General features: G+C 42.0%; 15 protein-coding genes and 2 tRNA genes. 4 read left to right on the top strand and 13 right to left on the bottom strand.

Translation table 11 applies throughout. The features are described 5' to 3' along the window. The first annotated feature begins 1 nt into the window (after position 1). The gene (locus tag MKZ11_RS05645) at positions 2 to 1213 is read left to right on the top strand and encodes a site-specific integrase (RefSeq protein WP_340793021.1); all 1212 of its coding nucleotides are present in this window, start codon (positions 2 to 4) and stop codon (positions 1211 to 1213) included. A 111-nt stretch (positions 1214 to 1324) separates the two neighbouring features. On the opposite strand, the gene MKZ11_RS05640 is transcribed toward MKZ11_RS05645, so the two are convergent. Beyond that, positions 1325 to 1400, bottom strand: a tRNA-Thr gene (locus tag MKZ11_RS05640). 3 nt (positions 1401 to 1403) lie between these two features. Beyond that, positions 1404 to 1478 (bottom strand) — tRNA-Asn (locus MKZ11_RS05635). Between the two features lie 190 nt (positions 1479 to 1668). Here MKZ11_RS05635 and MKZ11_RS05630 point away from each other — a divergent pair. Then, positions 1669 to 2331 carry a hypothetical protein gene (locus tag MKZ11_RS05630; protein ID WP_340793020.1) on the top strand — a complete coding sequence of 221 codons (663 nt, stop codon included), beginning with the start codon at positions 1669 to 1671 and terminating at the stop codon, positions 2329 to 2331. A gap of 147 nt (positions 2332 to 2478) precedes the next feature. Here the strand turns inward: MKZ11_RS05630 and MKZ11_RS05625 are convergent, their stop codons facing one another. Next, positions 2479 to 3150 carry a KinB-signaling pathway activation protein gene (locus MKZ11_RS05625; RefSeq protein WP_340793019.1) on the bottom strand — a complete coding sequence of 224 codons (672 nt, stop codon included), beginning with the start codon at positions 3148 to 3150 and terminating at the stop codon, positions 2479 to 2481. 144 nt (positions 3151 to 3294) lie between these two features. On the opposite strand from MKZ11_RS05625, the gene gerD reads away from it, so the two are divergent. Beyond that, a complete protein-coding gene (gerD, locus tag MKZ11_RS05620; RefSeq protein ID WP_340793018.1) occupies positions 3295 to 3912 on the top strand; it encodes a spore germination lipoprotein GerD in 618 nt (205 codons plus the stop codon). Between the two features lie 22 nt (positions 3913 to 3934). Here gerD and MKZ11_RS05615 read toward each other — a convergent pair whose 3' ends face one another. From MKZ11_RS05615 to MKZ11_RS05605, 3 genes are all read right to left on the bottom strand, one after another. Then, positions 3935 to 4993 carry an Mrp/NBP35 family ATP-binding protein gene (locus MKZ11_RS05615; protein WP_340793017.1) on the bottom strand — a complete coding sequence of 353 codons (1059 nt, stop codon included), beginning with the start codon at positions 4991 to 4993 and terminating at the stop codon, positions 3935 to 3937. A 77-nt stretch (positions 4994 to 5070) separates the two neighbouring features. After that, on the bottom strand, positions 5071 to 5787 hold the full coding sequence (locus MKZ11_RS05610) for an N-acetylmuramoyl-L-alanine amidase (protein WP_340793016.1): 717 nt from the start codon (positions 5785 to 5787) through the stop codon (positions 5071 to 5073). 244 nt (positions 5788 to 6031) lie between these two features. After that, complete coding sequence (locus tag MKZ11_RS05605; RefSeq protein WP_340793015.1) at positions 6032 to 6328, bottom strand: rhodanese-like domain-containing protein; 297 nt, start codon at positions 6326 to 6328, stop codon at positions 6032 to 6034. 198 nt (positions 6329 to 6526) lie between these two features. Between MKZ11_RS05605 and MKZ11_RS05600 the strand changes: the two genes are divergently transcribed. Next, the gene (locus MKZ11_RS05600; protein ID WP_340793014.1) at positions 6527 to 7477 is read left to right on the top strand and encodes a helix-turn-helix transcriptional regulator; all 951 of its coding nucleotides are present in this window, start codon (positions 6527 to 6529) and stop codon (positions 7475 to 7477) included. 59 nt (positions 7478 to 7536) lie between these two features. On the opposite strand, the gene MKZ11_RS05595 is transcribed toward MKZ11_RS05600, so the two are convergent. The 7 genes from MKZ11_RS05595 to truA all read right to left on the bottom strand — a co-directional run bounded on the left by MKZ11_RS05595 (position 7537) and on the right by truA (position 13556). Then, positions 7537 to 8211: an ATP-binding cassette domain-containing protein gene (locus MKZ11_RS05595; protein ID WP_340793013.1), complete on the bottom strand. Its 675-nt coding sequence runs from the start codon at positions 8209 to 8211 to the stop codon at positions 7537 to 7539. 12 nt (positions 8212 to 8223) lie between these two features. Beyond that, a complete protein-coding gene (gene modB, locus MKZ11_RS05590; protein ID WP_340793012.1) occupies positions 8224 to 8919 on the bottom strand; it encodes a molybdate ABC transporter permease subunit in 696 nt (231 codons plus the stop codon). A gap of 12 nt (positions 8920 to 8931) precedes the next feature. Beyond that, positions 8932 to 9720 carry a molybdate ABC transporter substrate-binding protein gene (gene modA, locus MKZ11_RS05585; RefSeq protein ID WP_340793011.1) on the bottom strand — a complete coding sequence of 263 codons (789 nt, stop codon included), beginning with the start codon at positions 9718 to 9720 and terminating at the stop codon, positions 8932 to 8934. 534 nt (positions 9721 to 10254) lie between these two features. Further along, positions 10255 to 11625, bottom strand: coding sequence for an S-layer homology domain-containing protein (locus MKZ11_RS05580; protein WP_340793010.1), 1371 nt, complete (start codon positions 11623 to 11625; stop codon positions 10255 to 10257). 166 nt (positions 11626 to 11791) lie between these two features. Then, positions 11792 to 12184: a 30S ribosomal protein S9 gene (rpsI, locus tag MKZ11_RS05575; RefSeq protein WP_340793009.1), complete on the bottom strand. Its 393-nt coding sequence runs from the start codon at positions 12182 to 12184 to the stop codon at positions 11792 to 11794. 18 nt (positions 12185 to 12202) lie between these two features. Then, a complete protein-coding gene (gene rplM / locus MKZ11_RS05570) occupies positions 12203 to 12640 on the bottom strand; it encodes a 50S ribosomal protein L13 (RefSeq protein ID WP_340793008.1) in 438 nt (145 codons plus the stop codon). Positions 12641 to 12809: 169 nt separating this feature from the next. Further along, positions 12810 to 13556, bottom strand: coding sequence for a tRNA pseudouridine(38-40) synthase TruA (gene truA / locus MKZ11_RS05565; RefSeq protein WP_340793007.1), 747 nt, complete (start codon positions 13554 to 13556; stop codon positions 12810 to 12812). Between the last annotated feature and the right edge of the window lie 11 nt (positions 13557 to 13567).

The following is a 13567-nucleotide window of genomic DNA, read 5'->3' as shown; positions in this document are numbered from 1 at the left end:
TATGGCAAAAGGACATGCGAGAGAACGCAGCCGCAACATCTGGCAATTAGAAGTGGATCTCGGATCGTACAAGGATCCGGAGACCGGTAGAAGAAAACGGAATCGAAAATATAAGACAGTCACCGCCAAAGGGCAACGCGAAGCTGACACGGAACTTGCGAAGTTTGTCACGGAAGTGACCGGGGATGATTACTTTGAACCGACGAAGATGATGTTCTTCGATTTCGTCATGAAAGAATGGCTGCCGAAGTGCGGAGAACTTCGATTGTCGCACACCACTTTAGCTACACATATAGAGTATCTGGAGTTAAGGATTTTACCAGCATTCAAATATCTTCGAGTGGATCAGATACAACCTAAGCATATAGTAGACTTTATTTACAACATTAGCGAGGACGGTATGCGCGCAGACGGGAAAGAGGGTAAACTCGCTAGTTCCACAATTTTTTATCACTATCGAATTTTAAACAATATATTCAACTTTGCAGTAGAAATAAAAATGATCGAGGAGTCCCCGCTTGAAAATGTGCAGAAGCCTTCCGTCGAGTATGAAGAATCTGAGGTTTATGATTTAGAGGAGACGGTCCTATTACTTGCATGTTTGCAGAAGGAGTTACTACATTGGCAAGTTGCCGTTATTTTAGCTGTGACAAAAGGAATGAGGAGGTCCGAATTATTCGGGCTGGATTTACTGAAGCATTTCAACTTCCGAAAAAACACCGTAGAGGTAAGGCAGGCGTTAACGTATTCAAAAAGAAGCGGATTTCAAATACACGAGATCAAAAAAGGAAACAAGAGGGCTAAAAAGAGGAACATTGCATTGTCAGCCATTTTGCACGAACCGCTAAGCGAGCTGATAACGCTACGAATGAAAGAACGAGCTGTAGCTGAAGAGTTGTGGGAAGACGGAAAGCACTGCTTACTACTCGCTCACGAAGACGGCGAGCCTTACAATCCTTCGTCTATGAGAAATTGGTGGGTGCGATTCCTGAAGCGGCACAATTTAAGATACATCAAACTTCACTCGCTGAGACATACCATGGTCACATTATTGATCGAGCTCGAAATTCCGCTGTCGGCGATTTCAGATCGCGCCGGCCATTCAGGGATCCAAATCACGAATGACACATACGGTCACAAATTGAAAACGGCCGATCAGGTGGCGACGGCGAAATTGGATGCAGCACTATCCGGCACCAACAAAAACCAATAGAAATCATTCGGTTTTTAGGTTTGGCCGTCAAATGGTCGGCAATCAGGATTTTAAACAAACAAAAAAGCGGCCCCCAATCTCTTGGGAACCGCGTCATATATAAGGTTTCTCTGGAGCTTCCAACCGGATTCGAACCGGTGACCTCTTCCTTACCATGGAAGCACTCTACCTACTGAGCTATGGAAGCATATGGCTCCGCAGGTAGGACTCGAACCTACGACCGATCGGTTAACAGCCGATTGCTCTACCACTGAGCTACTGCGGAATAAAAAGTATTTTTTTATGTACATGCTGTTCACGACAAATTCCATTATAACAAGAATAAAATCTTTTTCAAGACCTTTTTTAAAATTTGTTTGTTCCCGACAGCAACTTTTACATAGTATCACATCTTTTGCATATCTGTCAACGCACTTTCATAAAGTACAATAGATTGTGTAAAAAGGGGACAACATATGCGAAACAAATATTTTATCATTGTCTTGATGTGCTGCGGGCTATTCTTGCTTCTCCCTGCATTACCTAAGCAGCTATCACCCATATCCGTCTTCCGCGTAACAGAAAAACCTGCCGTCATTGTACGCGGTTCAAACGGGTCAGCGCTCACCGTGAATATTTCATTTGGAGATATTGAGGTGGAAAAATGGATACAGGAATTAAATAAACCCTATCCACTCCTTTTTGTAGACACGAAATGGGCTGAGCGCTTTCCAGAAACCGTACAACTTATTAAAGAAAAGAATATTCCGGTTGGACTTCTCGGCGATGAAGGAGTGACCTATGAGCAGAACACACCAAAGTTCGTTAAACAACTTGAGCAGTTTGAAAAAACGTTCGAATTAAAACCTCTTTGGTTCCGTACACGTGATGAAGTTTTTCCTCTCGCTCTGTCTAGCATGCTCTGGGAAGCAGAAATTAATGCACTTGGGTCCTCAGTCACTTGGAGCGGTGGAAATCCTCCACCAGTCACAAAAGGGGAGATCCTATCTGTTCCTCATCATCGTGAGGAGCGTATTGATTTCGCTGAATTGAAAAAGTTAGACAAGGATCGGACCCTTATCACCGTAGAAGCTATGTTATTCGGAACAACAGTGAAAGTCAAAAAAATACCCGAGTAACCCAACTCCCACACTTGTTACAAGAAAGGCGATAATATCCAGACATGAAAGCTCTACGTTCTAACTTACCCAGAATTTCAAATTTTATAGTTTCTTGCAAAGCAAAAAACAGCACAATCCGCCTTTAACGGCAGTTTGTGCTGTTTTTCATTTTGCTTTAGCAGCTTTTCTACGTGCTTTTCTGCGTTCTTCCAATTTCACTTTGTCTTCATCCGACTGCTTGTTAAATTTCGGAAGTACTAAAATTTGATAAGCATTCACTGCAAGAAGCGGGAATAGCAAAATTGTTACCCATGAATCAATATTGCCTGAACGTACCATTAATGCCGGTAACCATTCAAGTGTTGTAATTACAATCATGAAAAATAGTGCTGAAATAAGCGTGTGTTTCTTCGTCCATCTCGCTTTGAAATAAGCGGTTACGGTGGAAACCCCAACAAGTGTCGCAAGTAAGCAGAGATATAAAACTGTGCGTCCCGTCTCGCCTGACGTCAACTGGAACCTGAAGAATATAAGGTCAAACAACACAACGACAATTATTAAAAGCTGGACCCAGTTCCACAATGTAAGTGTTTTGAAGATATTCACTCCGAATTGATGGACCGTTAAATAGGCGAAAAAACCCATTTGAGCAACGACACTCATGGTAAATCCAAGGAAAATCATCCATAGAAATGCGCCAATGAATTGACCATATTCCCCATTTGATAAATATTGAGAAAAGAATTCCCAGCGGACAATTAATCCCACAACCGCCGTAACGAATCCTCCGATTAGTAATGCTGTAGAAAAGAATTTTACCCAATTTCGTATTGTCACAATAGTGATCCTCCGTTTTGTTTTTACTTCCAATAGTGTAACAACGTTTCGTCAAAAAATCTATTTCATTAAACGATTCATGCATATTCTGCGCTGTATTGTGAACAATAAATGAAAATGCTTGTTGAAGGGAATTTGATTTCCATGAAAAAAATATTTTTTCTAATCCTGTTTTCAGCCTTTCTTTTAACTGGATGTAGCATGCAGCAGGCCGCTCCGACATATGATGAAACCAAAAAAATGATGACCGATGCGCTTCAGACAGAGGATGGAAAAAAAGCAATCCGTCAAATGTTTGCAGATCCGGAATTCAAGGAGCTGCTTATCTTGGAGCAGCCTGAAGTTAAAAAATCAATTGAAGATGCATTATTATCCAAGAAAGGAGAAGATTTTTGGAAAAAAACGTTCGACGATCCAAAGTTCACAGAAACCATTGCCAAAAGCATGAAAGAACAGCAGCAAGACATCATGAAACAACTGATGGATGATTCTTCATTTCAAAAACAATTGGAAGAGTTTTTCACGCAACCTGATATGTTAAAACAGCTGGAGACAGTTACGCAGTCGGCGAATATGAAAAAACATCTTGAAAAAGTGGTTGAAGAAACGATTAACAGCCCATTGTTACAAACAAAGTGGCAAGAACTCATTATGAAAGCCGGTGAACCGAAAGAGGAAGAAAGCGGCGGAGGCGGAGGCAACGGTAGCGGTGACCAAGGGGGAGCAAAGCAGGATGAAAGTAAAAGTGGAGGAGGCAAATAGCCTTCTCCACTTTTATCAATTCTTATTTTGTTGTTTTTTTAACAATGTTCTCTGCAATCCCCATATAAATCTTACCGATAGGATGATCCTCAGCATAGACAGAAGGTGCAAAGTCTTCTTCGTCCCAATCTGGCTGACCAAGCGGAATCTGACCGAGTAACTCTGTACGCAGTTCCTCAGCTAATTTCACTCCGCCACCCTGGCCAAATACAAATTCACGTTCACCTGACGTTTTTGATTCGAACCAAGACATGTTTTCAATAACTCCAAGCAATTCATGATCCGTTTGAAGCGCCATTGCTCCTGCACGCGCAGCTACAAAAGCAGCTGTTGGATGCGGAGTTGTTACAACAATTTCTTTGGACATTGGAATCATCTGGTGGATATCAAGCGCGACATCCCCTGTACCAGGCGGCAAATCGAGGAATAAGTAATCAAGATCTCCCCACTCAACATCACGGAAGAATTGGTCAAGCGCTTTCCCTAACATCGGGCCGCGCCATACAACTGGCGCATTATCCTCAACAAAGAAGCCCATCGAAATAACTTTAACGCCAAGACGCTCAACCGGGATAATCCGGTCCCCACGAACGACCGGTAAATCTGTTACGCCCATCATATCTGGAACACTGAAACCATAAATATCTGCATCGATCAAACCAACTTTTTTCCCGAGACGGGCAAGTGCTACGGCAAGGTTCACTGAAACAGTTGATTTACCGACGCCACCTTTACCCGAAGCGATTGAGATGAATTCAACATCGCTCAGAGGCGACAATAAGTCTTGAGCTTCCGATTCCGTCACTTTTCCGCGGAACTGTTCAAGCACTTCACTCGATAATTCTTCAAAACGGATACCGACGGAATCAGCACCTGCTCCTTTTAACGTATCGACCACTTGTGTTTGTAACCCCATCTGTTCAGCAGTATTAATTTTTGCGATGGCCAGCTTCACGCTTACATGTTTTTTCTCCGGCTTTATTGTTACACCTATAATGCCACTCGTTTCTGCAAGCGTTTTATGTAAAAACGGATCTTTCAGCTGTCCTAATAACTCTCGTACTGTTTGCTCATTTATCAACGCAGACACCCCTTGGAGGTTTTTTCATTCACCTCCAAGTATACCATAGTGGGTTGTTTTCATTGCTTGCAAATCACTCATTTTTCTTCCGTGGTATGAAATTCGATGATCCCTTCCATAATTGCATCCGCAACTTTCGATTGATACGCCGGGTCAGTCAGTAGTGCCCGTTCCTCGTTATTTGAGATGAAGCCTGTTTCAACGAGAACCGCTGGAGTTGGAACTTTTTTCAACAAATAGACTTTCTTGATCGCCATTGCCACTCTTTCTGTATTTTTCAAATTTGTCCGGAAAGACTCTTGAATCGCTTTTGCCAGAAATTCACCATTGGGATCTCCCCCCGGATGATAAAACACTTGGGATCCGCGCCATTTCTCCTCTGGTATTGCATTGACGTGAACACTGATGAACATATCAGGCTTTTCACTGATTGCGATGCTTTCCCTCAACTTCAAATCTGCCATTTTTCTCTCTCGGGTTGTTCTAAACTTTTCAGCCGGAGCATGTTCAGCCAGTGCGTCACCATCTTTCATCCGCGTCATGATTACCTGTGCCCCTTTCTTTTCTAGGCGCTTCTTCAGCTCATGCGAAATACTCAGCGTAATATCTCGTTCTACGACCTCATTGGATGAGGCTCCCCCGTCCATCCCTCCATGTCCCGGATCAATAAGAATCTTCACACCCCCAAGTTCTGCCGGCATGAAGAAATTCCGGTCTGACGAAGCCTTTACGCCGTACATAACAACTCCGAGAGAACATACAAATAGTAAGCAGATCACAAACCACCGTTTCATATGGACACCGCCTTTTTCCTTTACTATACGCAGAAATAACGACGGATATGTCCCACTAAAAGCAGAGTTAAAAATGAATAGCCTTTTTACTGTGTGATAATCAATGGTTCACACTAGTTCACAAAGACTTCGCGCTATAAAATCACGTTCCAGTGAATACAAATAATATCATGGTGAGATCAACCAATGATTAACTTCCTATAAAATAAAAAAGGAACCCCGAAAGGCTCCTCTTACATATCAATTATTCAGTAGTACCTTCCCATTTGAGCATGCCGCCTACCATATTAGTTACATCATACCCTTCATCCCCTAGAAACTCCGCAGCACGTCCACTACGGCCTCCTGAACGGCAAATAAGTATATACGGCTTAGAAACATCAAGCTCACTCATACGCACTGGTACATCTCCTAAAGGGATATGAGTTGCGCCCGGGATAATCCCTTCTTCTACTTCATCCGCTTCGCGTACATCAAGCAAGTGAAGTTGTTCACCTTTTTCTAACAGCTCTTGCACTTCGATTGGTGTGATTTCTTTCATAGCAAATCCTCCTCACTTTTTATCCTTTCTACTTTACCATAAACACGGTGATATTCATGGAAAACAGCTGTAGGTATAACAGCGGGGCCAAGCTAAACTTCGAATAGGTTATAACTAAAGGCTTTGGTATACTAAAGAGAAAGGACTTTTAAAACTCGTTCTAGATCATCATGCAACACAAAGGAGGACGGATCGGGCATGAGAGAGGATATTTCCTACACAACCGAAGAAATTGCTCAGATATTAAAAGTGTCCAAATTGACCGTCTATGATCTGATCAAAAAAGAAGAATTACCCTCGTACCGAGTTGGACGACAAATACGAGTAGACGCCCACGACTTGTCGGCTTATAAAGAGCGGGCCAAAAGCGGGAGAAACATAAAAAGAGTGGACACGCATAGACCGGAAAACCCTCCCTTTGAAAGTAAATCATCTACCACAACCAGACAAATCATAATTAGCGGTCAGGATTTAAGCTTAGACATATTAGCTAATTACATAGAGAAAAACTCAAACGGCTACCGTCCGCTTCGCTCATACACTGGAAGTTTGAACAGCTTAGTTTCCATGTACCAAGGAGAAGCGGATGTCGTAAGCACTCACTTATTTGACGGTGACACAGGAGAATATAATGTTCCGTACATCCGCAAAATTCTTGTGGGGCAACCTTATCTCATCGTCAATTTCCTATCACGTTGGGAAGGCTTTTACGTAAGGAAAGGAAATCCCAAAAACATTCAATCTTGGACTGATCTAACGAAGCCGGGAATCACAATGATAAACCGAGAAAAAGGTTCAGGTGTACGTGTATTAATTGATGAGAAGTTTCGGGTGGAAGGTATTTCTCCATATCGTGTAAACGGCTATGAGTCAGAAGAATTGAACCATATCGGAGTCGCCAGCAAAGTTGCAGGCGGGGATGCGGATGTAGGAATCGGCATCGAGAAGGCCGCCCGTCTTGTTGATGTTGACTTTATTCCCTTGATCGAAGAACGGTATGATCTCGTCATATTGAAGACCGAACAAAACGAAGGGCTTATTGATTTGTTAACACGTATTTTACAGTCAGATTCGTTCCAGAAAGAGATCAAATCAATCGGCGGCTACGATTTATCTCAAACAGGGAACGTTATCTTTGAAACATTTTAGCAAGGTTTAAAAAGCTACTTTCTTCAACGATATGACATAGTTGAAAGGAGGAACTTTCTTTAATTACAGCTAGCTAGCCTTCCAGCCGTGTTACCAACAGTCTTAGTCACCGATCCCTTTTCAAGATACAGGATTCTATCACCAAGCTTCTCCGCCTCATTCATGTCATGCGTAACAATAATAAATGGTATTCGCCAAATTTCATGGAGCCTTAACAGCTCGTCCTGACACTCGATCCGTGTTTCATGATCAAGTGCAGATAAGGGCTCGTCGAGTAATAAAATGGATGGTTCCGTTGCTAGGGCCCGCGCCAGTGCAACCCTCTGCTTCTCCCCGCCAGAAATCTGATGGGGATATTTTTTTAACAAATGCTGGATCCCTAACACACTTACTAAGTGTTCAATTTGAAATGGCGGTTCTCCTTCTTTTTTCTTTTTCATGCCATAGGCAATATTTTTTTTCACAGTCATATGAGGAAAAAGTGCATAATCCTGAAAGAGATAGCCGATATTTCTTTGTTTAGCCGGCAGCGGTTGTTGTTTTTCACAGAAGTACGTTTTTCCATCCAATCTGATATATCCCCCGTCAGGCTTGTCCAGCCCCGCTATACTATTTAATATTGATGTTTTCCCGGATCCTGATGGTCCAAATAAAACAAGAATTTCATCGTCTACCCTCAATTCGATATCCAATAAAAAGTGAGGCAGTTTTTTTGTGATGTGAACTTCGAGCATCCAATCACCCTCTTATCCATTATCATTTTTATAGCGACGCATGTTCCGTCTGCTCCACCAATTTAACCACATGATTGTACTAAATCCTAAAGCAACGATGATAACTACCCAAAAGGTAGCCTTCTCCATTTGCCCGGATTCTACAGCAAAGTAGATTGCCATCGGAATCGTATCTGTTTTTCCTGGGATATAGCCCGCCAACATCAACGTAGCACCAAATTCGCCGAGGCCCCTTGCAAAAGAGAGAACTAAACCGGCAAGAAGACCCGGCCAAGCAAGACGAAACGAAATGGTCCAAAAAACACGCCACTCAGAGGCTCCCATGGTTCTAGCCACATTCTCCAACTTTGCATCCAAGTTTTCAAAAGCTGCGCTTGCACTTTGGTACATTAAAGGAAAAGAAACGACTATCGAGGCAATAACTGCACCGAGCCATGAAAAAATGATTTGAATACCGAACGTGGAATACAGCCAACTGCCAATAAAACCATTCTTTCCAAAAAGTATGAGCAATCCGAACCCCACGACAGTCGGAGGTAAAACGAGTGGCAAAAGAAATAACGTTTCGATAATCCCTTTACCGAAGAACGTTTTGCGTGCCAGTATCCGCGCAAAGAAGACTCCCGCAATAAAAACGAAAAGAGTAGAAATACCCGCTACTTTTAACGATAAAAATAATGGCGTATAATCCGTTTCGTTCACTAGCATCCCTCTTCCCTCTTACTTGAATCCGAATTTCCTCAAGACTTCTTTGCCTTGTTTGCCTGTGAGAAATGCTATAAATGCTTTCGCCTCTTCAGGATGTGCCGTGTCGGCAATGACAGCCCCTGGGTAGACAATCTGATCATGCCATTCAGGATTAGCTACGGCCAATACTTTCACCTTGTCTGAAATCATTGCGTCACTAGCGTATACAATCCCAATATCCGCATTTCCCATTTCGACATGCGTCAGCACTTGGCGTACATCCGAACTCAAAACCAACTTACTTTGTAATGACTCCCCAAGCCCCAACTTTTCAAGAACTTGTTTCGTATAACGGCCAACAGGTACACTTTCTGGCTCACCAATTGCAAAATGGTCGATAATTGCTCGATCTATTTCTTCAAATGAGGACAAATTGAATGGCTTTTCTTTATTCGTAATTAACACCAGTTCATTTTCAGCAAAGTCTGTTCGGCTATCTTCAAGTATCAGATTTCTCTCCTGCAGCTTATCCATATCTTTTTTACTTGCCGATAGGAATACATCTGAAGGCGCACCTTGCTCGATTTGTTGTGCTAATTTACCTGAGCCTCCAGGATTGAACGACAGGGTAATGGTCGGATTTTCACTTTCAAACAAAGGCTTCAGATCAACCAATGCATCCGTCAAACTGGCTGCGGCCGAAATTGTTAATTCAACGTTATCATTTGATTCACCACTGATTGGCTGTTGTCCATTGGAACACCCTGCCGAAATCAATAACAAACATAGCAAAACAAGATAACATCTAACTTTTTTCACCATCAAAAAACCTCCCATTCCCTATATCGGTTATAACTAAGTATAACTAGTTATGTTTTGTTATATCTAATTATGAATTACCATAAACTGTGGGTCAAGCAATTTTCTTAATCAACTAACAGCCCTTTAGTGATGAAATCACAAAAAAGCCCTCTTCCACGAATGGAAAAGGACCTTTTTTAATTGCAAGATTAACGTTTTGAGAAATACGAACACATTTCTCATGTATAACCAAACCATCTAAATCCCTTCCTATCAATAACGAATAGAATTGTAAATTGATATAAAGGGTTGAACATGTATAAAAATTGATGCGACTTGAACCAATTTGAACCAAAATAGAAGCTAGTTGAATACACTTTGTTAACTTCTATATGGTTAATCGTTTTCCAATTGCTTTTTGGTGTCACTAAAATAAACGCGTTAATTCAAACAAACATGCTTGTTCGAACTTTCACGATTGAACGAGTGACTGGCACGAAGCACTCAACCAGAAAATCCTCAAGACCTAACTCGCTATGAATAATTCAGGTAAATCTATTTTTCTTCATATTTGATTACAAATTTCATATCTTTATCTAGCTTTATTGAGTCTACATCTTTGGAGCATATTCCGCCCTTACAGTCTTCTGAAGTAATTTCCCACTCGTATTTGTCGTTATTTTCCATGCCATAGAATGAATATATGACTCTCCCATCCTTTGTTTGTTTTAGGGTGATCTCTATGTTTGTGGATTTATTTACTTTCTCTATTTCTTCGCCTAAAGTTTTAGATTTTGTATTAACTATCCAAGATCGAGATCCATTTTCTGTATCAATATTTATGTCTATCTCTATCTCATTCATGCCATAGCCTTTAGCAAAATCTCTACCGATTTCGTACAACAGACTCAAACTCTCTGTGTTCACGACTGGTTTTTCACCAAACGTTGTAAACTGAATAACATCTCTTTCTGGCTGGTAATTTAACATCATACTCTTTCCATTATTATCTGTTCCTAGCATCACAATGTTCCTAGTATAATCAGCAATGACTTCTTTAATTGCTCCACCACCAGGTAAACCTTTATTATATGAATACACTAGTGAATATCCATCGTCCTTAATAAGCTTTGCTCCACTCGGAACATAACTTGGCCTAGTTGTATTTGGCTCTGGGATACAAGAATTAATTCCAGGACCATAAAGCCCTTCAACACAATCTTTATCAGGCTTAGGTTTAGGTTTAGGTTTAGGTTCTGGCTTGACCGGCGGTGTCTGTGTCAATGGCTTATCCGGCTTCGGTGCATTTTCTGGATTCAATGCGCGATATAAGAACATCGCGTAGTGCGCACGTGAAACTGAGTCGCTTGGTAAGTATTTACCGTTGCTGCCGGTTGTGATGCCGCTCATGTATAGCGATGAAATATAGTCTTTTGCCCAGTGGCTTTCGCTCACGTCATCGAAGATATAGCCTTTGTGAATGTCTAGGTTAAATGCTTCAACTATCACTTTTGCCATTTGCGCACGCGTTAAGTTATCCGCTATGCCGAAATTTCCGTCATCTTTACCATCGAAGATGCCCGCACGATAGACTTTTTGTACGATATCGTAATCGGGGTGTGTTTTCGGTACGTCTTTGAATTCTTTACCTGCTCTCACAGGTGTTAAGTCAAGTGCTTGTACGAATGAAGACGCGACGTGTACTCGGCTGATTGATTGTGCCGGTTTAAACAGATTGCCTGGGTATGCATCGATAATACCTTGGTCATACATCGCCATGATTTCTTTGTATGCTGAATTGCCTTTTGATACGTCCTTTAACTCTTGCAAAACCTCAGCACTAACTTCTTGAGCTTGCATAGGCACTACCATTGCCGGTAACGCAACTGCCATTGCCAAAGAACTCAAAAACAACTTTTTACTCATATGATTTTCCGCCTACTTTCAGTGAACTATTTCCTATATACCATCATATACCAATGTCCCCCTTATTCCAATAGAGTGGTGACTGCCACCATTGTTCTTTTTTCTGGATTTAAAAGCATACAAAAAGCCCTCCTCCACGAATGGAAAAGGGCTTTGAATTGAAAGATTAACGTTTTGAGAACTGTGGTGCACGACGTGCGCCTTTAAGACCTGGTTTTTTACGTTCTTTCATTCTTGCATCACGTGTTAGGAATCCAGCAGATTTAAGCACTGGACGGAAGTCAGGGTCTACTTGAAGTAGAGCACGTGCAACTCCGTGACGGATTGCTCCTGCTTGTCCTGTGTATCCACCACCATCGACGTTTACAAGGATATTGTAGCTTCCAAGAGTTTCTGTAGCTACTAGTGGTTGTTTGATGATTTCGCGAAGTGTCGCGAACGGTACGTAGTCTTCTACGTCGCGGTTGTTGATGATAATTGTGCCATCTCCAGGAACTAGACGTACACGAGCTACTGAGCTTTTACGACGGCCTGTGCCGAGATATTGTACTTGTGCCAAGTTGTTTCCTCCTCTTAATTAACCGCGAAGTACGAATACTTCTGGTTGTTGTGCTGCGTGCGGGTGATCCGGTCCAGCGTATACGTTAAGTTTTCTGTATGTTTGACGGCCTAAAGGACCTTTTGGAAGCATTCCTTTAATTGCAAGTTCAAGCATTTTTGTTGGGTAGTTCGTACGCATTTCAAGAGCAGTACGTTGTTTCATGCTACCCGTATAACCTGAGTGACGGTAGTAAATTTTGTCTTTCAATTTGTTACCTGTAAGATGTATTTTTTCTGCATTGATGATGATGACATGGTCACCTGTATCAACGTGTGGTGTGAACGTAGGTTTATGTTTGCCGCGCAAAAGTGATGCAACTTCAGAAGCAAGACGACCAAGCGTCTGTCCTTCAGCGTCGACAACGAGCCATTTACGCTCTACTTCGTGACCTTTAGCCATGAATGTTGTACGCATAATTTTATCCTCCTAAATGAATATCTATTAGTTCCCGTTTTCTCTATCCCTAAACACAAGTATACCTTCCGGGGCTTATTTGTGGGGTTATTGAAATACCATTACTCATCTTATACCGAATTCCACATTAAGTCAAGCGGTTATCCGAAAAACACCAGGAAAAGTTGCCTCAGTCCTCGTAGCTCACTTTTTGCAAGTACAAACCGTGTGCCGGCGCGGTTTTAACGTTCGCTTTACGACTGCAAGATTCAAGTATTTGCTTGACGTCCCCCGGAGTTTTCCAGCCGTTCCCTACTACAAGAAGCATACCTGCAATGCTTCGAACCATATTATATAAAAAACCGTTTCCTTCGATTGTCATGACAAGATAATCACCTTGCTTTTCTAGCTCAAGCGTCCTTATCGTTCTGACTTTATTGGTTGTAGCGGTTTTTGAGGAACAGAAGCTTGTAAAGTCATGTGTCCCTATTAAAAATTCCGCGGCTTCCTTCATCAACTGAATATCGGGATGCGATCTGCCGAGATGAACGGAAAAGTTACGCTCAAATGGGCTGTGTACTTCACTATAAGACCACTTATAAACATAAGTCTTACCAGTAGCAGAATAACGGGCATGAAAATCTTCGTCGACGTATTCAACTTCCACCAACCGGATATCTGTAGGCAAAAGTACATTCAACGCCAGCTTCCAACGATCTATCGGTAAATTCAACGGGGTGTCAAAATGAATCACTTGTCCAGTTGCGTGCACTCCGGAATCCGTCCTGCCACTTGCGACAGAAAAAATTTCCTTGTCTTTATGCATTTTCACTAACGCTTTATCAATTTCCGCTTGAACTGTCCGCATGCCCGGCTGTATCTGATACCCCGAAAAGGAAGTGCCATCATATGAAATAATTGCTTTAACACGTTGCATCTGCATTTACC

This window comes from Sporosarcina sp. FSL K6-1508, assembly GCF_038007465.1.
GTDB classification, from domain to species: domain Bacteria; phylum Bacillota; class Bacilli; order Bacillales_A; family Planococcaceae; genus Sporosarcina; species Sporosarcina psychrophila_B.
The sequence above is the reverse complement of the archived record's forward strand: the minus strand, read 5'-3'. Positions and strand labels throughout refer to the sequence as shown.

What these genes read in the sequence shown, in the direction of transcription:
- MKZ11_RS05645 (WP_340793021.1), top strand. Translation starts at nt 2, where the DNA reads ATGGCAAAAGGACATGCGAGAGAACGCAGCCGCAACATCTGGCAATTA.
- MKZ11_RS05630 (WP_340793020.1), top strand. Translation starts at nt 1,669, where the DNA reads ATGCGAAACAAATATTTTATCATTGTCTTGATGTGCTGCGGGCTATTC.
- gerD (WP_340793018.1), top strand. Translation starts at nt 3,295, where the DNA reads ATGAAAAAAATATTTTTTCTAATCCTGTTTTCAGCCTTTCTTTTAACT.
- MKZ11_RS05610 (WP_340793016.1), bottom strand. Translation starts at nt 5,787, where the DNA reads ATGAAACGGTGGTTTGTGATCTGCTTACTATTTGTATGTTCTCTCGGA.
- MKZ11_RS05605 (WP_340793015.1), bottom strand. Translation starts at nt 6,328, where the DNA reads ATGAAAGAAATCACACCAATCGAAGTGCAAGAGCTGTTAGAAAAAGGT.
- MKZ11_RS05600 (WP_340793014.1), top strand. Translation starts at nt 6,527, where the DNA reads ATGAGAGAGGATATTTCCTACACAACCGAAGAAATTGCTCAGATATTA.
- MKZ11_RS05595 (WP_340793013.1), bottom strand. Translation starts at nt 8,211, where the DNA reads ATGCTCGAAGTTCACATCACAAAAAAACTGCCTCACTTTTTATTGGAT.
- modB (WP_340793012.1), bottom strand. Translation starts at nt 8,919, where the DNA reads ATGCTAGTGAACGAAACGGATTATACGCCATTATTTTTATCGTTAAAA.
- modA (WP_340793011.1), bottom strand. Translation starts at nt 9,720, where the DNA reads ATGGTGAAAAAAGTTAGATGTTATCTTGTTTTGCTATGTTTGTTATTG.
- MKZ11_RS05580 (WP_340793010.1), bottom strand. Translation starts at nt 11,625, where the DNA reads ATGAGTAAAAAGTTGTTTTTGAGTTCTTTGGCAATGGCAGTTGCGTTA.
- rplM (WP_340793008.1), bottom strand. Translation starts at nt 12,640, where the DNA reads ATGCGTACAACATTCATGGCTAAAGGTCACGAAGTAGAGCGTAAATGG.
- truA (WP_340793007.1), bottom strand. Translation starts at nt 13,556, where the DNA reads ATGCAACGTGTTAAAGCAATTATTTCATATGATGGCACTTCCTTTTCG.